The organism is Lentibacter sp., from assembly GCF_965657785.1.
Lineage (GTDB): Bacteria > Pseudomonadota > Alphaproteobacteria > Rhodobacterales > Rhodobacteraceae > Lentibacter.
In genome coordinates this window covers 61,186-81,241 of record NZ_CBFHPP010000012.1, presented here as the reverse complement: position 1 = coordinate 81,241, position 20,056 = coordinate 61,186, and the positions used below count along the sequence as shown (strand labels likewise).

The 20,056-nt window shown below is 56.6% G+C and carries 16 protein-coding genes and 1 tRNA gene; 7 read left to right on the top strand and 10 right to left on the bottom strand.

What is annotated here, in order from left to right; translation table 11 throughout:
• The first annotated feature begins 24 nt into the window (after nt 1–24).
• Nucleotides 25–2,151 carry a DEAD/DEAH box helicase gene (locus ACTF58_RS08895; RefSeq protein ID WP_438991623.1) on the top strand — a complete coding sequence of 709 codons (2,127 nt, stop codon included), beginning with the start codon at nt 25–27 and terminating at the stop codon, nt 2,149–2,151.
• A 6-nt stretch (nt 2,152–2,157) separates the two neighbouring features.
• On the opposite strand, the gene ACTF58_RS08890 is transcribed toward ACTF58_RS08895, so the two are convergent.
• From ACTF58_RS08890 to ACTF58_RS08880, 3 genes are all read right to left on the bottom strand, one after another.
• Nucleotides 2,158–3,228: a 5-(carboxyamino)imidazole ribonucleotide synthase gene (locus ACTF58_RS08890; protein WP_438991622.1), complete on the bottom strand. Its 1,071-nt coding sequence runs from the start codon at nt 3,226–3,228 to the stop codon at nt 2,158–2,160.
• Nucleotides 3,221–3,706 carry a 5-(carboxyamino)imidazole ribonucleotide mutase gene (gene purE, locus ACTF58_RS08885; RefSeq protein ID WP_438991621.1) on the bottom strand — a complete coding sequence of 162 codons (486 nt, stop codon included), beginning with the start codon at nt 3,704–3,706 and terminating at the stop codon, nt 3,221–3,223. Before purE ends, ACTF58_RS08890 begins: the two co-directional genes overlap by 8 nt.
• A 69-nt stretch (nt 3,707–3,775) precedes the next feature.
• Nucleotides 3,776–4,000 carry a YdcH family protein gene (locus tag ACTF58_RS08880; protein ID WP_438991620.1) on the bottom strand — a complete coding sequence of 75 codons (225 nt, stop codon included), beginning with the start codon at nt 3,998–4,000 and terminating at the stop codon, nt 3,776–3,778.
• Nucleotides 4,001–4,163: 163 nt separating this feature from the next.
• Here ACTF58_RS08880 and ACTF58_RS08875 point away from each other — a divergent pair, with 163 nt between their 5' ends.
• Nucleotides 4,164–4,583 (top strand): Hsp20 family protein, encoded by a 420-nt coding sequence (locus tag ACTF58_RS08875; protein ID WP_438991619.1) that lies wholly within the window; start codon nt 4,164–4,166, stop codon nt 4,581–4,583.
• Between the two features lie 12 nt (nt 4,584–4,595).
• Complete coding sequence (locus tag ACTF58_RS08870; protein WP_438991618.1) at nt 4,596–4,823, top strand: DUF1150 family protein; 228 nt, start codon at nt 4,596–4,598, stop codon at nt 4,821–4,823.
• Between the two features lie 69 nt (nt 4,824–4,892).
• On the opposite strand, the gene ACTF58_RS08865 is transcribed toward ACTF58_RS08870, so the two are convergent.
• A complete protein-coding gene (locus tag ACTF58_RS08865; protein ID WP_438991617.1) occupies nt 4,893–6,608 on the bottom strand; it encodes a bifunctional sulfate adenylyltransferase/adenylylsulfate kinase in 1,716 nt (571 codons plus the stop codon).
• 281 nt (nt 6,609–6,889) lie between these two features.
• Between ACTF58_RS08865 and ACTF58_RS08860 the strand changes: the two genes are divergently transcribed.
• The 4 genes from ACTF58_RS08860 (at nt 6,890) to ACTF58_RS08845 (ending at nt 13,660) form a co-directional block, all read left to right on the top strand.
• On the top strand, nt 6,890–9,292 hold the full coding sequence (locus ACTF58_RS08860; RefSeq protein WP_438991616.1) for a GcvT family protein: 2,403 nt from the start codon (nt 6,890–6,892) through the stop codon (nt 9,290–9,292).
• A gap of 1 nt (nt 9,293) precedes the next feature.
• Nucleotides 9,294–10,835, top strand: coding sequence for a trimethylamine methyltransferase family protein (locus ACTF58_RS08855; protein WP_438991615.1), 1,542 nt, complete (start codon nt 9,294–9,296; stop codon nt 10,833–10,835).
• A 9-nt stretch (nt 10,836–10,844) separates the two neighbouring features.
• Complete coding sequence (locus ACTF58_RS08850; RefSeq protein WP_438991614.1) at nt 10,845–11,516, top strand: TetR/AcrR family transcriptional regulator; 672 nt, start codon at nt 10,845–10,847, stop codon at nt 11,514–11,516.
• Nucleotides 11,517–11,620: 104 nt separating this feature from the next.
• Complete coding sequence (locus tag ACTF58_RS08845) at nt 11,621–13,660, top strand: FAD-dependent oxidoreductase (RefSeq protein ID WP_438991613.1); 2,040 nt, start codon at nt 11,621–11,623, stop codon at nt 13,658–13,660.
• Nucleotides 13,661–13,948: 288 nt separating this feature from the next.
• Here the strand turns inward: ACTF58_RS08845 and ACTF58_RS08840 are convergent, their stop codons facing one another.
• The 6 genes from ACTF58_RS08840 to ACTF58_RS08815 form a co-directional block, all read right to left on the bottom strand.
• Nucleotides 13,949–14,767, bottom strand: coding sequence for an ABC transporter permease (locus ACTF58_RS08840; protein WP_438991612.1), 819 nt, complete (start codon nt 14,765–14,767; stop codon nt 13,949–13,951).
• Nucleotides 14,764–15,420, bottom strand: coding sequence for an ABC transporter ATP-binding protein (locus ACTF58_RS08835; protein WP_438991611.1), 657 nt, complete (start codon nt 15,418–15,420; stop codon nt 14,764–14,766). Before ACTF58_RS08835 ends, ACTF58_RS08840 begins: the two co-directional genes overlap by 4 nt.
• A 3-nt stretch (nt 15,421–15,423) precedes the next feature.
• Nucleotides 15,424–16,557, bottom strand: coding sequence for a hypothetical protein (locus ACTF58_RS08830; RefSeq protein WP_438991610.1), 1,134 nt, complete (start codon nt 16,555–16,557; stop codon nt 15,424–15,426).
• Nucleotides 16,558–17,085: 528 nt separating this feature from the next.
• Nucleotides 17,086–17,162 (bottom strand) — tRNA-Arg (locus tag ACTF58_RS08825).
• Nucleotides 17,163–17,264: 102 nt separating this feature from the next.
• Nucleotides 17,265–18,641, bottom strand: a complete 1,377-nt coding sequence (locus ACTF58_RS08820; RefSeq protein WP_438991609.1) for a sensor histidine kinase — start codon at nt 18,639–18,641, stop codon at nt 17,265–17,267.
• A gap of 15 nt (nt 18,642–18,656) precedes the next feature.
• A complete protein-coding gene (locus ACTF58_RS08815) occupies nt 18,657–20,048 on the bottom strand; it encodes a dihydrolipoyl dehydrogenase family protein (protein ID WP_438991608.1) in 1,392 nt (463 codons plus the stop codon).
• Nucleotides 20,049–20,056: the final 8 nt, after the last annotated feature.

The window sequence follows — 20,056 nt, the reverse complement described above, 5'->3', positions numbered from 1 at the left end:
CTTTAGCCCAAAGCAGGCCCTCCCTTGAAAAATGCACTCTCCCAAGCGCTTGAAACGCGTGGATACGACACGCTCACACCCGTTCAGCTCGCCGTCACCCAAACCGACCTAGAAGGCAAAGATATGCTTGTCTCGGCCCAAACAGGCTCAGGCAAGACCGTTGGCTTCGGCCTTGCGATTGCTGGCTCTGTTCTGGGCGAGGCTGAGGCCTTTGGCCCCGCGTCCGCCCCTCTGGCCTTGGTGATCGCGCCAACGCGGGAGCTTGCCTTGCAGGTAAAGCGCGAATTCGTTTGGCTCTATGGCAACACGGGCGCACAGATCGCTTCGACCGTGGGTGGCATGGATATGCGCGACGAACGCCGTGCGCTTGACCGTGGCGCGCATATTGTTGTCGCCACGCCGGGCCGCCTGCGGGACCATATCATGCGCGGCAGCATTGATCTCTCTGAGCTGAAGGCCGTTGTGCTTGATGAAGCAGATGAGATGCTTGACCTTGGCTTTCGCGAAGACCTTGAGTTTATTCTCTCTGAAGCCCCTGAAGAGCGTCAGACGCTCTTGTTCTCGGCGACTGTGCCTGCGGCGATTGCCAAGCTGGCCAAGAGCTATCAGAAAGACGCTGTGCGCGTTGAAACGGTTGCGGAAGAAAAGCAACACGCCGACATCACCTATGAGGCGCTCAATGTGGCGCAGCGGGATGCGGAAAACGCGATTATCAATGTGCTGCGCTATCACGAAGCGCCCAATACGATCATTTTTGGCAACACCCGTGCGATTGTAAACCGTCTCACGACGCGGCTCTCAAACCGTGGCTTTGCGGTTGTGGCGCTGTCTGGCGAATTGAGCCAAGCGGAACGCACCCATGCTTTGCAAGCGATGCGCGACGGGCGTGCGCGGGTCTGTGTGGCGACGGATGTGGCGGCACGCGGGATCGACTTGCCCAAGCTTGACCTTGTTATTCACGCTGAACTGCCCAACAACCACGAAACACTTCTTCACCGCTCAGGCCGCACAGGCCGCGCGGGGCGTAAGGGCACCTCTGTTCTGATCGTGCCGCCGAAGGCGCGCAAAAAGGCCGAGCGCCTTTTGAGCTGGGCCAAGCTCAGCGCCAACTGGGCAGAAGCGCCCTCAGCGGACGCGGTTCTTGAGCGCGACGCCGAGCGGATGCTGGCCGATCCTGCATGGCACGAGGCTGTGCCTGAATCGGAGGCTTCGCGTGTCGCTATGTTGGCGGAGGCTTTTACGGCCGAGCAGCTTGCAGCAGCATATTTACGCCTTTACCAACAGCATCACTCAGCCCCTGAAGATCTGGCGAACTCTGGCGCCTCTGAGCCGCGCGCTCCGCGCGAGCCTTTTGGGCCGAGCGTCTGGTTTGCTTTGGCCGGCGGCAACAACGGCGGAGCCGAGCCACGCCGCGTTTTGCCAGCTGTTTGCACGGCAGGCGGGCTGAACAAAACCGATATCGGCGCGATCCGTATTGGGCCGGATGAGAGCTATATCGAAATTCGTCAAGCCAGTGTGGCGAGCTTTTTGAGCGCTTTGGGCGAGGCTATGAAAGTGGAGGGCGCAGCGATCAAGAAGCTTGATACAGCGCCTGATCTTGCCAATCTGCCCAAGCCGACGTTTAAGCCGCGCGACAGCAAGCCGCGCTTTGACAAAGGCCGTGGCGGAGACAAACCTCGCTATGACAAGCCCAAGGGCGATGGCCCGCGCGGCGACAAGCCCCGTTATGACAAACCCAAGGGTGACAAGCCGCGCTTTGACAAACCAAAGAGCGATACGCCTTGGGGCGAAAAGCCGAAGTATGAAAAGCCCAAAGGCGAGCGCCCTTCAAAGCCGAAGCGCCCCGAAGACAGCCGCCCCAAAGGCGCTGTGAGCGAGCCAAAGAAACCAGCGGGTAAGAAGCCTGCGCTACGCAACGCGGCAAATCCTTCAGAGCGGATGGATTCTAAGAGCAAGCGCCCTGCGCGCGGCGCGGCGGCGGCTGGCGGCGACAAGCCACGCTGGAAGACAGCGGGCAAGAAAGGCCCGAGTGACGGCACTGCCCCACCCAAGGGCAAAGGCAAGCCGAACTCAAAGAAGAACAAGGCACGCCGTGCAGAGGGCGATAGCGGCGCCAAGGGCGGCAACTTTGCGCCAAAGCGCAAAGGCTAAATAAGCTTATGGGCGCTTGATGTGGTTGACGTGGCCCATCTTGCGCCCTTGTTTCACCTCGGCCTTGCCATAGAGGTGCAGCGCAGCATCAGCGGACTTCGCAAGCTCGGGCACGCGGTCCATGTCTTCGCCAATCAGGTTTTCCATGACGATATCCGCGTGACGCGCGCCGTTGCCCAAGGGCCAGCCCGCGACGGCGCGGATGTGCTGTTCAAATTGATCAACCGTGCAGCCGTTTTGTGTCCAGTGGCCTGAATTGTGAACGCGCGGGGCGATCTCGTTGACGATCAGGCCTTTGGGCGTGACGAAAAGCTCGACCCCCATGACGCCGACATACTCAAGTGCATTGAGGATGCGCGCCGCGAGCAAGACGGCATCTGTGCGCAGGCTTGCGGGGATCGCAGCGGGCACTGTCGTTGTGCGTAGAATGCCGCCTTCGTGGACGTTTTCGCCTGGATCATAGCAGGAGACTTCGCCCGACGGACCGCGCGCGGCGATGATGCTGATTTCTTTGGTGAAGCTGATGAAACCTTCCAGCACAGACGGAGCCCCTGCCATCGCTGCCCATGCGGGGGCAATATCGGCTTCGGTTTCAAGGCGGGCCTGCCCCTTGCCGTCATAGCCGAAACGGCAGGTTTTCAAGATAGCGGGGAGGCCGACTTGAGCCACGGCAGCACGCAGATCCGCTTCGGAAGTGACGGGTGCATAAGGCGCGACTGTCAGGCCAAGGCCTGTGAGGAAGTCTTTCTCGATCAGGCGGTCCTGAGAGATGCGCAGCGCCTCGCGTGAGGGGTGAATGGGGCGGATCGCTTCGAGCGTATCCAGCGCGGATGTGGGGATATTCTCAAACTCATAGGTGATGACATCAACGCTATCGGCAAATTTCTTGAGTGCGCTGTCGTCTTCATAGCTGGCTTGCAAATGGTAGTTTGCCACATGGCTTGCAGGGCAGTCACCCGCTGGCTCGAACACACAGGTTTTGAAGCCGAGACGGGCTGCGGCAACGGAAAGCATACGCCCAAGCTGGCCGCCGCCGAGAATGCCGATAGTGCTGCCTTGGGCGAGAGGGTTAGTCATCTGTGGGTTCCTCGGGGATGGAGGCGGAGAGGGCCTCGCGCCATGTATCAAGGCGGGTGGCCAGCTCTGGATCTTGCAAGGCAAGGATGCCTGCGGCCATCAGGCCCGCGTTAGCTGCGCCTGCGGAGCCGATGGCCATGGTTGCGACAGGGAAGCCTTTGGGCATCTGCACGATAGAATAGAGGCTATCGACGCCTGAGAGCGCCTTGGTCTGCACAGGGACGCCGACCACTGGCACGCGTGTCTTTGAGGCCATCATGCCCGGAAGGTGGGCAGCGCCACCAGCGCCTGCGATGATCACTTGAAGGCCGCGTGCGGCGGCCTCTTTGCCATAGGTCCAGAGGCGGTCTGGTGTGCGATGAGCGGAGACTATTTTTGTTTCATAGCTCACGCCCAATTCGTCAAGAACGATGGCGGCTTCTTTCATTGTGGCCCAGTCTGACTGGCTGCCCATAATGATCCCGATTTTGACACTCATGACGTGGCTCCGATCCTTAAGAAGCGCGCACTATAGGCGGTTTTGGTGGCGGCGCAATGGCGCGCCGTTTCAGGCGATGATGTCAGGAAGCAGCCTGTCTTCGATCAGGGCGATTTTATCTTTGAGCTGGAGCTTTTGCTTTTTCAAACGCCGTATGGTGAGCTGGTCTGCCGTGCCTCTCTCAACGAGAGCCTCGATTGCTTGATCAAGGTCGCGATGCTCGTGCTTGAAGACGTCAAGCTCAACGCGCAGCACGTCTTCGGTTTTCATCGCAAGGTCATTGGGGGCAGTCATGGGAGCTGTGATTCCATTTGGGTCAAGACCTGTAAGATACTGAAAAATTGCATTTTCGCAAAGCTCTTGCAGAGCTGGTGCAGCTTTCCCATATTAAAGGAAGTCAGGTTGCCACAATGGGGCCTGTGATTACACACTGTCGCTTAAGCAAAAAGGGCGTGTCATGAGCAAACTTACTTTGGGGTCACACCCCTACCTCTTGGGCTTTGAACAGCTGGAGCGCCTTTTGGAGCGCACGGCCAAGTCTGGCAACGAGGGCTACCCTCCTTTCAATATCGAGCAGACCTCGCATAATTCCTATCGTATCACGCTGGCTGTGGCGGGCTTTGCGGAGGAGGATCTGGCGATTACCATCGAGGACAAGCAGCTTGTCATTCGGGGGCGTCAGTCAGACGATTCTGAGGAGCGTGTTTTCCTTCACCGCGGGATCGCAGCGCGCCAGTTCCAGCGCAGCTTTGTGCTGGCGGATGGTGTCGAGGTTGGCGAGGCTCTGATTGAGAACGGACTTTTGCATATAGATCTAACACGTGCGGAGCCTGAGCAGGTTGTGCAGACGATCAAGATCAAATCCAAAGCGAAGTGAGGAGTGCGGTCAATGAACGCAGTTTATGATTTTAAAGAGAATGCAGCGCAGCCGATTGTTTATGTGCGTGAAGTTGCGCTTGAGGATTTGCCAGAAGAGATACGCGCCGAGGCGACGGGCCTGACAAAGCTTTACGCGGTGCATGATGCGTCTGGCGAGCGCTTGGCGCTTGTGAAGGACCGCAAGCTTGCCTTCATGTTGGCCCGCCAGAACGATATGACGCCTGTCACCGCGCACTGACTTTAGACGATGAAATGAAAAAAGGCGCGGTGCTGATGCCCGCGCCTTTTTGCGTTTCTGGTGTCTGTCTTACTGAGCGGCGATGAGGCCCATGCTTTCGAGCTTGAGCAGCACTTGATGGGCGCAGTTATCCACATCGACGTTCTCGGTTTCGACGCTGAGTTCAGGGCTGGCAGGCACATCATAGGGGTCCGAAATCCCTGTGAACTCCTTGATCTTGCCTTCGCGGGCGAGCTTGTAGAGGCCCTTGCGGTCGCGGCGTTCGCATTCTTCAATGCTGGTGGCCACGTGGACTTCAACAAAGGCACCAAACGTCTCGACGTCTTCACGGACGGCGCGGCGGGTGGTGGCGTAGGGCGCGATCGGAGCACAGATGGCGATACCGCCGTTCTTGGTGATTTCACTCGCGACATAGCCGATGCGGCGGATGTTGAGATCGCGGTGTTCCTTTGAGAAACCAAGCTCTGAGGAGAGGTTCTTGCGCACGATATCACCATCAAGCAGGGTCACAGGGCGGCCGCCCATTTCCATGAGCTTGACCATGAGGGCGTTGGCAATTGTCGATTTGCCAGAGCCTGAGAAACCCGTGAAGAAAACGGTAAAGCCTTGCTTTGAGCGTGGCGGGCGGGTTTTGCGCAGCTCTGACACAACTTCTGGGAAAGAGAACCATTCGGGGATCTCGAGGCCCTCAGCGAGGCGGCGGCGCAGCTCTGTGCCTGAAATGTTGAGGATGGTAACGTCGTCTTTGTCTTTGATTTCATCCATTGGTTCGTATTGGGCACGCTCGGCAACCCAGACCATATGTTTGAAATCGACCATCTCGATGCCGATTTCGTCTTGATGCGTGCGGAAGAGATCTTGGGCGTCATAGGGTCCGTAGAAGTCTTCGCCTGCGGAGTTTTTACCGGGGCCAGCGTGGTCGCGGCCGACAATAAAGTGGGTGCAGCCGTGGTTGGCGCGGATCAGGCCATGCCAGACCGCTTCGCGCGGGCCGGCCATACGCATGGCGAGATTGAGCAGGCTCATTGAAGTCGTTGAGGCAGGGTATTTGTCCAGAACGGCCTCATAACAGCGCACGCGGGTGAAGTGATCGACATCGCCGGGCTTGGTCATGCCGACGACGGGATGAATGAGCAGGTTGGCTTGGGCTTCGCGTGCGGCGCGGAAGGTCAGCTCTTGGTGGGCGCGGTGAAGAGGGTTGCGCGTCTGGAAGGCGACAACCTTGCGCCAGCCGAGCTTGCGAAAATAGGCGCGCAACTCGTTGGGGGTATCGCGACGGCCGCGGAAGTCGTAGTGCACGGGCTGCTGGATACCTGTGACGGGGCCACCGAGGTAAATCTTGCCAGCCTGATTGTGCAGATAGTTCACGGCGGGGTGCGCATCATCGTCTGCGCCGAACACCTTCTCGGCTTCGCGGGCTTTGTTGGGCTCCCAGCGGTCTGTGACTGTCATTGTGGCGAGGATCACGCCCTCTTGGTCGCGCAGGGCGATGTCTTGGCCAAGCTCAAGCTTGGCTGCGAAGTCTTCACCTACATCCAATGTGATCGGCATTGGCCAGAGCGCGCCGCTCTCCAAACGCATATTTTCGACCACACCGTTATAATCTTCCTCGCTTAGGAAGCCTTTCAGCGGGTTGAAGCCACCGTTCATCAAGAGCTCAAGATCGCAGATCTGGCGCGGCGTCAGATCGTGGCTGACGAGATCGGCAGCTTCGACTTTGAGCTTTTGCGCGCTCTCGTAAGAGACATACAGCTCGGGGATGGGGGCAAGATTGGGTGCAAACATGATGGTTACTCTTGAGTTGTGGCGCTGCGAAGGAGCGCAGGCAATATTGTGATCGGAGTCAGCTATGACAGTGAGCGGGTAAATTTCAAGCTAAAGGCCACATTGTGGGGGCAATTAAGACTGTGGTGAGTCATTTGGACCGCAGAACCGCGATATTGTTCTTTGCCAAAACTTTCTCTGGACAGAAATGTCCATTGGTGATGTGATTTCCATAACAGGAATAAATGACTCGCCAGAGCTTTGAACTTTGGGGGCTTTGTCAAACGTCAGGGAGAGAAGGTATGAATACGCATTATCGTGTTGTGGTGATTGGCGGCGGCGTTGTCGGAACGTCTGTTCTGTATCATCTGGCCAAGTTTGGCTGGAAAGATGTCTGCTTGTTGGAGCGTTCGGTTTTGACGGCGGGGTCAAGCTGGCACGCTGCGGGGGGCTTTCATGCGCTCAATGCCGATCCGAATATTGCCCAGCTGCAAGCATATACGATTGATCTCTTCGAGGAAATTCAGGAAGAAAGTGGCCAGAATATCGGCCTGCACATGACAGGCGGACTCACGCTTGCGGGCACGCCCGACCGCTGGGAGTGGCTTCAGTCGGCCTATCGCACGTTTCAGTCTATCGGGATTGAAGACTGCCGCCTTGTGACGCCCGAAGAAGCTGGCGAGCTGTGCCCTATCATGTCGACCGAGGGCATCTTGGGTGGGATGTGGGCCGACCGCGAGGGCTATATCGACACGACAGGCACGGTCCATGCTTATGCGGGCGCGGCCAAAAAACGTGGCGCGAGTATTTTTGAGCACACCAAAGTCGAGAGCCTTGAACAGACGGTCGATGGTTGGCGGGTGATCACTGACAAGGGCGAGATCACTTGCGAACACGTGGTCAATGCCGCAGGTCTCTGGGCCAAACAGGTGGGTCGTATGGCGGGGATCGAGCTGCCTGTTGCGCCACTGAAGCACCACTACCTGATCTCCGACACGATCCCTCAGCTTGAGGAGATCGACTTTGAAGTGCCAATGACGGTCGATCTTGAGGGCTTTACCTATTTGCGGCAGGATCAGAAGGGCGTCTTGCTCGGGATTTACGAGATTGATCATGAGCATTGGGCGCTAGACGGCGCGCCTTGGGACTATGGCATCGAGCTCTTTCAGGAGCAGACAGACCGTATCGAAAACGAACTGACGCTCGGCTTTGAACGTTATCCGGCTTTACAAGAGGTCGGCGTGAAAACATGGGTTAACGGAGCGTTTACTTTTGCGCCAGATGGCAACCCGCTGGTTGGCCCTGTGCGGGGGAAAAAGGGCTACTGGTGTGCCTGCGCTGTCATGGCTGGGTTCCTTCAAGGCGGTGGCGTTGGCAAATCGCTCGCCGAATGGATGATCCACGGCGAGCCCGAGGCGGATGTCTTTGGGATGGATGTTGCCCGTTTTGGTGACTTTGCCGAAAATCGCCAGTTTATCAAGGAAACCACAGGGCAGTTTTACACCCGCCGCTTTGTCATGACCTACCCGAACGAGCAGTTGCCTGCGGGGCGGCCGCTGAAAATGGCACCAGCCTATAGCGATATGACCGAGGCGGGCTGTCGCTGGGGCGCGAGTTACGGGCTTGAAGTGCCGCTTTACTTCGCGCCCAAAGACTTTGTCGAAACGCCCACGCTCAAGCGCTCTAATGCGCATGAGCTTGTGGCGGCGGAATGCAAAGCCGTTCGCGACGCTGTCGGACTTCTCGATATTTCGGGTTTCTCGCGCTTTGAAGTCTCAGGCGAGGGCGCTGAGGCGTGGCTTGATCATATCATGGCCTCCAAGCTCCCAGCACCGGGGCGTGCCAAACTGGCACCGATGCTCTCGGAAACTGGCAAGCTTAAGGGCGATCTCACGATCTTTAACTGGGGCGATGGAACCTACTGGATCATGGGCAGCTACTACTTGCGTGAGTGGCATATGCGCTGGTTTGACGATCACATGGGCGAGGGCGTGAGCCTGAGCGATATTTCTGACAAGACGGTCGGCTTTTCGCTCTCGGGGCCAAACTCGCGCAAGGTTCTGGAGAAGCTCACAGTCGATCCGATTGGTGATCTCAAATTTATGGGCTGTGGCCGCTACGACTTGGGCTTGCTCAAGTGCAAGATCGGGCGCCTCTCTCTGGCGGGTGAGCTGGGGTATGAAATCAATTGCTCGGCGTCTGAGCATATTGCTCTGCGCAAAATGCTGCTCGAAGCAGGGGCGGATCTTGGCATACGCGAGGTTGGCTTTAACGCCATGCTCTCTATGCGCCTTGAAAAGAGCTTCGGTATCTGGAGCGCGGAATTCACTCAAGGCTATACCGCTGCGCAAACAGGAATGGACCGCTGGATTGACTGGGACAAAGACTTTGTTGGCAAGGACGCAGCGCAGGCCGAGCAAGGCGGCAGCGGGCCAGCCCAAAGACTTGTTATGCTTGAGATTGAGGCCGAGGACGCCGATGCAAGTGGCTATGAGCCTGTCTGGTCTGGCGAGGCTCTTGTCGGCTTTGTCACATCAGGGGGCTATGGCCATACCATAGGGAAATCTTATGCCATGGCGATGGTCAACAGCGAGCTGACGCAAGTGGGCACCGAGCTTATGGTGCACGTGGTTGGAGCTGCGCGCGCCGCAAAGGTCATTGAGGCTTCGCCTTATGACCCCGCTGGCAAAGCGATGAGAGGCTGACATGAGCGAAGATACAAAAAGCAGACCTCGTCGGCGGGGCAGGGCAGAGGCTAAGGCCACGCCCTTTGAGCGCAAAACCAACTATCGAAACCTGAGAAATCCGTTCCCGCCTATGAAGGTGTTTTCGGATGATCAGATCGAAAATATGCATGAAACGGCGCTGCGCACTCTGGAAGAGCTTGGGATGCGGGTTTTGTTGCCTGAAGCCATTGCTCTCTATAAAGCGGCGGGGGCCCGCGTTGAGGGCGATATGGTATATATCGGCCGCGAGATGGTTGAAGCGGCGCTTGCCACTGCGCCAAAGTCTATCACAGGCCGCGCGGGGGCGCGTGAGCGCGACGTCACGCTTGAGCTTGGCAGCCTTGTCTTCCAGCCTGGGGCGGGCGCGCCCAATGCGACTGACCTTGTGCGTGGCCGCCGTCCGGGATCGGCGCGCGATTTTACAGAATATACCAAGATCGCCCATCACTATGATGTCTTTCAGATGATGTCTCCCTCGGTGGAGCCGCAAGATGTTCCGACCCATTTGCGCCATTACTTTACGATGCAGACCCAGATGGAGCTGACGGATAAGTTTCCCTTTGTTTTTGCGCGTGGCACGCCGCAGACGATGGACGGGTTTCATATGCTGCAAAATTTTCGTGGCGTAGATGATGAGACGTTTCGCTCCAATCCCTATTGTTACACAATCATCAACACAAACAGCCCGCGCACGCTTGATATCCCGATGGCGCAGGGGCTGATCGACTTTGCCCGCCATGGGCAACTTTCTATAGTCACCCCCTTTACGTTAATGGGAGCGATGGCGCCGATCACGGTTGCGGGGGCGATTACACTCAGCCATGCAGAGGCTTTGGCGGGCATTACGCTCACACAGCTGGTGCGTCCGGGTGCGCCCGTTTGCTACGGCACGTTTACCTCCAATGTAGATATGAAATCAGGCGCACCTGCCTTTGGCACGCCCTCACATTTTCAGGCCAGCCTTGCCGCTGGACAGCTGGCACGGTTTACGGGGCTTCCATGGCGCTCTGCTGCCGGCTCGGCCTCAAACACCAATGATGTGCAAGCGGCAAATGAAAACCAGATGGGCCTTTGGGGCTGCCTCATGGCGGGGGCCACTGTGATCATTCACTCGGCGGGCTGGCTCGAAGGCGGGCTGAGTGTGTCTTACGAGAAAGTCATAACCGACGCCGAAGTGCTCAATATGATTGCTGAGCTTTGCGCTGGGGCCGAGGCGGGGCCTGACGAAATCGGATTTGAGAAAGCTTTGAGCGAAGTTCAGCCCTCGGGGCATTTCTTTGCAACGAGCCAGACCATGGAGCGTTATAATACGGCATTTTATGAGCCTCATGTGCACGACTATGCCAATTTCGGCACATGGACAGAGCGCGGTTCTGAGGACGCCAACACCCGTGCAACAAAAGTCTGGCAAGATATTCTGGCCGCGGACAAGCGCCCCGAAGTAGACGAAACAAAGCTTGGCGCGCTAAAAGAGTATATTGCCAAACGCACAGAAGAAGGCGGTGCGCCGCCTGAAAGCTGAGGAAAGCCCATGTCAAAAGCGCCCACTCTTCTTTTGCATCGTGACGACCCCGACAAGCCGCCGCTTGTCGGGCATATCAAGGTTACGCGGGAAGACTGGCTCAATGTGGCACGCGATATTTTGATCAGCGAAGGCGTCGGACAGGTCAAGGTGCTAGGGATCGCAGAGCGGCTCGATGTTTCGCGCTCATCATTTTACTGGTATTTCAAGAGCCGCAAAGACTTGCTGAACCAACTTTTGGACGATTGGAATACGTCAAATACGGGCATTCTGATCCGCCATACCGAGCTGCCTGCCAAGACCATAACGGGCGCGTTGAACAATTTCTTCCGCTGTGTTGTGGACCCTGAAGGGTTTAATCCGCAACTCGACTTTGCTGTGCGCGAATGGGCGCGACGCGACGGCTCTGTGCGACGTGTCATTGACCGTGCTGATGCGGCGCGCCAAGACGCGATCACCAAGATGTTTGAACGTCACGGGTATGATCCCGCGGAGGCTGATATCCGCGCGCGTGTGCTGTATTATCAACAGATCGGTTACTATGCTCTCGATCTGGCCGAAACGCTGGAAGAACGGTTAACGCGGGTAGAGGGCTATCTCTATTGCTTTACAGGTGTGCTGCCCACAGCTGAAGAAGTGGCTGATTTTGAAGCGTTTTCGCGCTCGGTCGATTTGAAGTGACGCGCGTGTTAGCGTGCTGGATGGAGCCTGATCCGTTTGCGTCATTCGGCTCTTTTCTTAGGGGGGCAAGCGTGTAAGCTCTGTCAAAACAAGCGAGGCATATCATGGGCAAAGATGCTCTTCTGCAACCTTATCAGCTCAAACACCTGACGCTGAAAAACCGGATCATGACCACGAGCCATGAGCCTGCCTATCCTGAAAACGGGATGCCGACAGAGCGCTACCGAGCCTATCACGAAACCCGCGCCAAAGCGGGTGTGGCGCTTACCATGACGGCGGGCTCTGCGGCTGTGAGCCGTGACAGCCCGCCTGTTTTTAACAATATTCTTGCCTATAAAGACGAGGTGGTGCCGTGGATGCGCGCGCTCACGGATGCGTGTCATGAACATGGTTGCGCTGTGATGATCCAGCTCACACACCTTGGCCGACGCACGGGCTGGAACAAGGGCGACTGGCTGCCTTCGCTTGCGCCCTCCCACAGCCGCGAACCTGCCCACCGGGCTTTTCCCAAGATGATGGAAGATTGGGATATCGCCCGTATTATTGAGGACTACGCCGACGCGGCCGAAAGGATGCAGGCAGCGGGCCTCGACGGGATCGAACTGCAAGCTTACGGGCACCTTATTGATCAGTTTTACTCGCCCTTCACCAATGATTGGGCCGCGCCCTATGGCGGCAGCCTTGAAAACCGGATGCGCTTTGGCTTTGAAGTCCTCGAGGCGATCCGCAAGCGCGTGGGGGATGAGTTTATCATCGGGGTGCGTTACACGGCAGACGAGGTCGAGGAGGGCGGGATAACCCCCGAAGAGGGCCTCAAGATCGCTCATGCCTTGAAGGCCAGCGGGCAGGTCGACTTTCTCAATGTCATTCGAGGCCGTATTCACACGGACCCCGCGATGACCGATGTGATCCCTGTGCAGGGGATGCGTTCCGCGCCGCACCTTGATTTTGCGGGCGCTGTGCGCGCCGAGACAGGGATGCCCACGTTTCATGCGGCCCGTATTCCTGATGTGGCGACAGCGCGCCATGCCGTGGCCTCGGGGCTTCTTGATATGGTCGGCATGACCCGTGCACATATGGCTGACCCCTTGATCGTGACCAAAATTATGGAGGGCCGCGAAGACGATATTCGCCCCTGTGTGGGCGCGACCTATTGTTTGGACCGTATCTATCAGGCGGGTGAAGCGCTCTGCATTCACAATGCGGCCACGGGCCGTGAGTTGACCATGCCGCATGAAATCGGGCTTTCTGCGGGCTCTCAAAAAGTCGTAATCGTCGGCGCTGGGCCAGCAGGGCTTGAGGCGGCGCGCGTGGCTGCCGAGCGGGGCCACGACGTGACCGTGTTTGAGGCCGCGCCTGAGGCTGGCGGGCAGATCCGTCTGACAGCGCAAAACAAGCGCCGTGCCGAGATGATCGGGATTATCGACTGGCGCATGGCCCAATGCGCGGCGCGGGATGTGCGCTTTCACTTCAACACCTATGCAGAGGCTGAGGATGTGCTCGCACTTGCGCCGGATGTTGTGATCATCGCGACAGGCGGTTTGCCTGAAGTGACTGTGCTTGAGGCGGGTAACGAGCTTGCTGTCACAGGCTGGGACATCATCGCAGGCGATGCCAAGCCTGGCGAGAACGTGCTTATCTTTGATGATGCGGGCGATCACACAGCGCTCATGGCGGCTGAAGCCATTGTTGCGGCGGGCGGGGCTGTCGAAGTGATGACCCGCGACCGCAGCTTTGCGCCTGAGGTCATGGGAATGAACCTTGTCCCCTATATGCGCAGCCTGCAAGAGAAGGATGCGTTATTTACGGTTGGCCGCACGCTCAAAAGCCTGAGCCGCAGGGGCAACCGCCTTTTGGCGCAGATTGGAACCGATTATTCGCGGCACGTTTCAGAAAAGGAATATGACCAAGTCATTGTCAACCAAGGCACTCTGCCACTGGACGAACTTTACTTTGCGCTCAAGCCAGAGGCGTCAAATTCTGGCGAGATCAACCACGATGTCTTGATTGGCGGCGAAGGCGCGCTGTTTCCAAACCGCAATCCCAAAGGCACATTCGCGCTCTACCGGATCGGAGACGCGATTTCCTCACGCAACACACACGCCGCAGTCTATGATGCTCTGCGGCACGGTGTTCTTTGGTAAGGCGTTGGGGAGAGCCGCCTTCCCAGCGAGATTGGTGCAGCGCTGACGAAGGTTGGATATGATTATCGTGGCTTGAAGACTGCGGCTGAGCGGGAGACTAAATGCGAAATGTCGGCAATCCCACGCTCTGCCCCCGCGTGAAATTGTCGGGAAGATTTGGCCATCGGGTAAGGTGTATGCCCCACGATTGAATTAAGACCTGAGTGACGAAGACACAGACCTATTCAAGCCTGTTTATAGCTTTTGATGCGTCATGCTCCTCCTTGCCTGACCTAGGCTTTGAGGCGCTCAATTTTCCAACAAGTTTTGATGATTGCGCCACAATAGCAAAATCCCCAATGCCATAAGGATGAGTGCTGTAAGCAGTGGAAAAAGCACGGATAAATATGCGCCTTCGTATGAGGGGGCATAGATCCCCTTACGCAACATCCCGACAACATGGATCAGGGGGTTCCACCAAAGGATATCCTGAGCGATTTTTGGCATGAAATCATAGGGGAGAAACATCCCTGATATAAAGATAAGGGGGCGTGTCAGGATTTGCCAAATCCGCTCCCAGACCGGAAATGTCATCATCACATAGCAATTAAAGCAACCAACGCCGAAGCCCAGCACCCCTCCCATGAGGTAAGCGAGTGCGATCAGGGTGAAATCAGGGCTGATTTTCAGATCAAGCACAACAAACAGACCAAAGAACATGATATAGCCGACCAGCACATGGGTGAGCAGGTGTAAAAAACCGCGTGCGATCAACGCGTCCATGAAGGTTACGGCGGGATATCTCAATAAACTGCGGGAATAATTGAGCGAGGTCGCGGTTTTGTTTGCGATGTCGTTGAACAACATGAAGGGTAAATAGCCTGTTGCGTAGAACAGAGGAAAGCTGTCTCCCAGCGGGGGAGAGTGCATGATAAACGAGAAGATGGTTGTCAGGACCGCAAGGGCGAGCACGGGCTCAATGATGGCCCAAGCATAGCCCCCCGGAGAACGCCCATAGCTTGTCGACATTTCGCGCATAACCAAGGCGAATATAGTGCGCCCCGTGCGGAACTTGCGGGCGCGCAGACCGTCCTGTTCAAGCAAGCCGTTATTCGAAGGGCGTGTCATCTCTTCATGTTCTCCATGTGATGAGAGATTGCGTCTTCGACATTTTCATACATTGTGAGCGACCCGTTTTCGAGAACGGCGGCCTTGCTGCACATCTGGCGGATGACCCCCATCGAGTGCGACACAACGAGTGCGCCTGATGACCCAATCCGCCGTTGAAAAACGTCGTTGGCCTTTACCTTAAACCGCTCGTCGCCCACGCTTGTGACTTCGTCAACGAGATAGGTATCAAAGCGAATACCCATGGAAACACCGAAGGCGAGCCGTGATCTCATTCCTGAAGAGTATGTGCGAAATGGCATATGATAGTGCTGGCCCAACTCGGCGAAGTCTTCGACAAAGTCACTGAGCATATCGGTATCGACGCCATAGACACGGGAGATAAATCGCACGTTTTGCGCGCCCGTTAATTCGCCATGAAACGACCCCGCGAAGCCGACGGGCCAAGAGATCGTGCCGTCGCTCCAGATACGCCCGCGTGTCGGCTTCTGATTGCCTGCAATGAGGTTCATCAATGTCGACTTCCCTGCGCCATTCCGACCGAGAAGAGCGACAGAAACACCCGTCGGAAAAACGGCATTGATGCCACGTGCTACTGTCTTCTCTTCGCCGCGTGTTCGATAGGTTTTCCAGACGTTTTCACAAACAATCATGGCTCAACGGCGATCCCGAATGCTGTAATATATCAATAGCCCGACCGACCAAAGCAAAGTCACGAACAGCACAACGATGAAGAGCTTTATCGGGCGCTTTGGATATTTGCTTTTCTCGGCAACTGTCGGTTTGACATGGGCAACCAGGTAGCGTGCCTTTCGTTTGGCTTCTGCGAGGGAGGCATTGTAAGCAAGCAGAGCGGAGCGATAGGCCTCTTCGGCAAAGAGCATATCCGACGCCAATCTTTCGTATGTTGCAAAAAGGGTGGCGTAATCGGCGCCACCTGGCCCCTGGCCGCCATAACCAAACTTATTTTTTTCGATGTCGATCTGCGCTTGAAGGGCGTCTATCTTTCGGCTGACTTCGCTCACGCGGGGGTCGTCCAGTCCTGATGTTCGTGTGAGAAGGTCTCTCTGAATGAAGCTCTCGGCCTGCTGCACCTGTAACTGTGTCAATATCCGCATCTGAGCTTCAAGCGTTGCGTTTGGATCAACGATTTGTGCTTCCAAACGGAAGCTTGTCATAGCTTTGCGCGCAGCCGTGAGCCGGTTTTCAGCGGTCTCAAGCTCATCTCTGCTAAAGCGGGTCGCATCCTCGTGTGCTTCATCTGAAAGGCGGTTAATCAACTGCCTGTTCGCTTCATAAATTGCGAGTGTGATCTTGTTTGATGCCACTGGATCATAACTGCGCACCGAAAGTGTGACGATCCCGTTCTCAGACTGGGTGAGCACATGGCTGTTCCAGTAGTCGAGCAAGTCTTCAAACTGCCCCGAGGGATCAAACGCAAAAAGAAGATCATTCGGCCATTCGGCAGAAAAAATTTGCCTTAAGTTGATGTCTGCCTCAATGAGGCGCACCAAATCGCCGCTGGCTATATATTGTGTCAGAATATCGACGTCGCTGGAGCTGCTCCCAGTGATTGACGAGAGACCGCCCAGCAAATCCGTAGCAGACTGAAGGCTCTCAGTGCGGACAGAGAAAGACATACTTGAAATATACTGGTCTTTTGCGAAGCCCCATAGATATATCGCTGAAACAAGCATCGGCGCGATAACGACGAGCACAAAGGAAAGAACGATCCGGTGGTGCCGAGGCTTCATCTGCGCGGGCCCAGCAATCTCCACAGCATCACTCATACCAACAGCCTTACCCAATTCTACTACGTTTCAACGTCCTACCCACGTAACGTTAATTTCTCATTAACCATGAGTCATTCTATTTGAATTGTCTCTGTTTCAGAGCGATTGACGAAACAGAGAAACCTGACTGTTATGGTCGGGCGGTGGCAAACAAAGGCATATAAGCCGCCTCATTTATAGAGCTGCCTACGCCCTACAGCCTCTAGTTCGGCGGTTCTAAACTTGATTTTGAGTTCTCAAACGCCTTTGATTTACGTTTTTATTATGTCGCCTATGAAAGTGAATGGCCTGAAGGCGCAGATGAGACCAATGCAGCTGGCGGGTATGTGATACAGGATTTTCGAGAGCTTGCGTCGCAGGGTTTTTCCTTGAAGGGTTGACCAAGAGTCTGAGGGCCGTCACAGGTTTGGATTTTGCATCTGCGCGCTGAGAATAAAGACTGCTGCTTTTTGCCCAAGCTCAATTGCACACGCGCAAGCGCCCGAAGAGCTAGAGGTTTATTCAAGCATCAAATTAAGGATGTAATGGCGGACCGAGGAGGATTCGAACCCCCGACCCCCTGATTCGTAGTCAGGTACTCTATCCAGCTGAGCTATCGGTCCGTCGGAGGCAGGAACTAAGGCCTGCGCGCGCGCTTTGCAAGAGGGTTTTTGGAATAGTTTTGAACAAGCCGAAATTTGAGAGGCCTGACGCTGCGAAACGCCTTATTTGACTTGGCTGAGACGGATTAAAAAACTTGTGCCGTCTTCATCTGAGCGTTCGAGGATCAGTTCGCCCCCATGGCCGCGTATCAGCTCGGCGGCGATGGCGAGGCCAAGGCCCGAGCCGCCTTTGCGCGCGCCGCCATGGAAGGCTTCAAAGAGATGTTTACGGGCCTTCTCAGGCAGCCCTGGCCCTGTGTCGCTGACGCGGATCTCCACCATACCGTTGATATCGCTGGCGGTGACGCGCACCTCGCCGCTTTGCGCTGCGGTTTCAAGGGCCTGCCTTGCGTTGCGCACAAGGTTGCTCAAGACGCGGTAAATCTGTTCGCTGTCCACTGTGACAGGAAAGGCGCTGGGCAGCGCGTTGATAAAGCGGATGTCGTTCTCACTTTGCGTAAGCAGCTCGGCCTCAAAGACATCTTCGACAATGTCATTCAGGGCAGTTTTGGCGAGTCGTGGGGCAGGCTCTTCGGCCTTGCCAAAGGTCAGGGTGGTTTCACACAGGTTAATCGCACGGCTGATCGAGCCGACAAGTTTTGGCGCCATGCGTTTGACTGTCGGGTCTTCGCTTGTTTCGATGCGGTCGGTGAAGAGCTGTGCCGAGGTGAGGATATTGCGCAGATCATGGCTGATTTTGGCCACAGCCGAGCCAAGCTGCGCGAGGCGCTCTTTTTGCTTCAGCGCGCTGGTGAGCTGGGTTTCCAGCTTTTGCAGAGCCTCCTCCGCTTCGCGCAATTCCGAGACGCTGGCGGAGGGCTTGATAATGCGATGTGCGTCTTCGGGATTGTCCGCATAGGCGCGAATGTCGGCCACCACGCGTTTGATCGGCCGCACAAGAAGCAGCTGCACCGCCAGAAAGAGCAAGAGCGCCGTAAAGACAGAAATCACCGCCGAAAGAAGCAGGATGCGCAAGCCATATTCAATCATAGCGATACGCAACGGCTTTGTTTCCATCGAAATTTCGATCAACAATCCCGCTTCGCGCACAGGGTTTCCGATCACGCGGATCACACGGTCTTCAGGATCAAACAGGCGCAGGGTCGCATCACGGATCAGCACAAAGGCAGAGGCATCGCGCAGATCATAAGTCGCATAGATCGGCTTGGGCATGGGCGAAGACAGGATCAGCTGGCGCGCCTCATTGCGCCGCAACACGACGTTAAACACCTCTGCATTGCGCAGAAGCTCTTCCTCAAGGTCAGCATCAATCATATCATCCGCAAGCAAGGCCAGCGAGGCGATTTGCGCGCGCTCCAGCCGGCTTAGCAAATAGTCTTCGCGAAACCGCGCAATCGAGGGCACAAAAATCAGGATTTCAGCCAGCATCACGAAGATGACGGTCAAAACCAGAAAGCGCCCTGACAGGGAGTTGAGCATAACCTGTGAAACCTCTTACGGAAGGAAGCGCTGGATTGCGCCCACCACTCGTTTCACCATGTTACTCTCAAACAGGCGTGGAGAGAAATAGGCCCCAGCGACGCGCTTGTTGATTTCGCCGATTGTGGGGTAGGGCGCGACCATGGCTGCGATCTGGCTCATCTTCATGTTATTGGCGAGAGCGAGCGCCCAGGTGTTGATCAGCTCGCCGGCTTGATGGCCCACAATGGTCGCCCCGATTGGGCGGCCCTTGAGGATCATGACCTTGGCAAAGCCTTTGGTCTGGCGCTCAGCGATCGCGCGGTCATTGCCGGCATAGTCAAAGCGCACCACTTCAAGCTTGTTGCCATGTGCCTTGCGCGCCTGGGCTTCCGTGAGGCCGACTTGGGCCAGTTCGGGGGCCGTGTAAGTGGCCCAAGGGATATGGCTGTGCTTGGCCTTTGCAGGCAGGCCAAAAAGGGCCGAGCGGATCACCACGCCAGCATGATAGCCTGCGACATGAGTGAACTGTAGCCCGCCTGCCACATCGCCAATGGCATAGACGCGGCGGTTGCTGGTTTTGAGGGCGGCGTCCACTTTGATGCCTGTGCGGGTTGTCTCAATGCCTGCGACGTCAAGGTTGAGTGTGTCAATATTGGCTTTGCGGCCCACGGCCACAAGCAAATGCGTGCCTTTGAAAATGCGCCCGTCTTTGACTTCAATCTCGATCGCGCCGGCTGTGCCGCGGATATCGCAGGCAAGGGCGTTTTCGGCGATGATGATGCCCTCTGCCCGCAAGCTCTCAAGCAAGACACTGGCGGCCTCAGGGTCGTCCTTGCCCAAAGCGGCCGCCGCTTCGATCACGGTCACATCAGAGCCAAGGCGGCGGTGGGCTTGGGCCATTTCCAGCCCTATAGGGCCGCCGCCAATGATCAGCAGGTGATCGGGGCGCTTGGCTTGCTGAAAGATGGTTTCGTTGGTGTCGTAAGGCACGCTCTCAAGGCCCGAGATTGGCGGCACAAGCGGGCTTGAGCCTGTGGCGATGATGATCCGTCGCGCCTTGATTTCAGTGTCACCCGCCCTGACGATGTCCGGGGATATGAACGTTCCATATGCCTCAATCACGCGGACGCCGAGGCCTTCGAAACGCTCGACAGAATCATGTGGTGCAATGGTTTGGATGACCGCCTGCACATGGTCTTGAGCCGCAGAGTAGGCCTTGGCGGTCGGTTTGCCTTTGGCATGGGCCGCTTTGGCCTCAGACAGAAGCGCTTTTGAGGGAACACAGCCATAATTGAGGCAATCCCCTCCCATTTTATGGCCTTCCAGCAGAACAACACTGGCGCCCATCTGTGATGCGCCCGCCGCGACAGACAACCCGCCTGAGCCGCCGCCGATGACCAATAGATCTGTTTTAATATGTTTCATGACGGGTT

What these genes read in the sequence shown, in the direction of transcription:
- ACTF58_RS08840 (WP_438991612.1), bottom strand. Translation starts at nt 14,767, where the DNA reads ATGACACGCCCTTCGAATAACGGCTTGCTTGAACAGGACGGTCTGCGC.
- ACTF58_RS08835 (WP_438991611.1), bottom strand. Translation starts at nt 15,420, where the DNA reads ATGATTGTTTGTGAAAACGTCTGGAAAACCTATCGAACACGCGGCGAA.
- ACTF58_RS08820 (WP_438991609.1), bottom strand. Translation starts at nt 18,641, where the DNA reads ATGCTCAACTCCCTGTCAGGGCGCTTTCTGGTTTTGACCGTCATCTTC.
- ACTF58_RS08890 (WP_438991622.1), bottom strand. Translation starts at nt 3,228, where the DNA reads ATGACTAACCCTCTCGCCCAAGGCAGCACTATCGGCATTCTCGGCGGC.
- ACTF58_RS08845 (WP_438991613.1), top strand. Translation starts at nt 11,621, where the DNA reads ATGGGCAAAGATGCTCTTCTGCAACCTTATCAGCTCAAACACCTGACG.
- purE (WP_438991621.1), bottom strand. Translation starts at nt 3,706, where the DNA reads ATGAGTGTCAAAATCGGGATCATTATGGGCAGCCAGTCAGACTGGGCC.
- ACTF58_RS08860 (WP_438991616.1), top strand. Translation starts at nt 6,890, where the DNA reads ATGAATACGCATTATCGTGTTGTGGTGATTGGCGGCGGCGTTGTCGGA.
- ACTF58_RS08880 (WP_438991620.1), bottom strand. Translation starts at nt 4,000, where the DNA reads ATGACTGCCCCCAATGACCTTGCGATGAAAACCGAAGACGTGCTGCGC.
- ACTF58_RS08850 (WP_438991614.1), top strand. Translation starts at nt 10,845, where the DNA reads ATGTCAAAAGCGCCCACTCTTCTTTTGCATCGTGACGACCCCGACAAG.
- ACTF58_RS08865 (WP_438991617.1), bottom strand. Translation starts at nt 6,608, where the DNA reads ATGTTTGCACCCAATCTTGCCCCCATCCCCGAGCTGTATGTCTCTTAC.
- ACTF58_RS08830 (WP_438991610.1), bottom strand. Translation starts at nt 16,557, where the DNA reads ATGAGTGATGCTGTGGAGATTGCTGGGCCCGCGCAGATGAAGCCTCGG.
- ACTF58_RS08875 (WP_438991619.1), top strand. Translation starts at nt 4,164, where the DNA reads ATGAGCAAACTTACTTTGGGGTCACACCCCTACCTCTTGGGCTTTGAA.
- ACTF58_RS08815 (WP_438991608.1), bottom strand. Translation starts at nt 20,048, where the DNA reads ATGAAACATATTAAAACAGATCTATTGGTCATCGGCGGCGGCTCAGGC.
- ACTF58_RS08870 (WP_438991618.1), top strand. Translation starts at nt 4,596, where the DNA reads ATGAACGCAGTTTATGATTTTAAAGAGAATGCAGCGCAGCCGATTGTT.
- ACTF58_RS08855 (WP_438991615.1), top strand. Translation starts at nt 9,294, where the DNA reads ATGAGCGAAGATACAAAAAGCAGACCTCGTCGGCGGGGCAGGGCAGAG.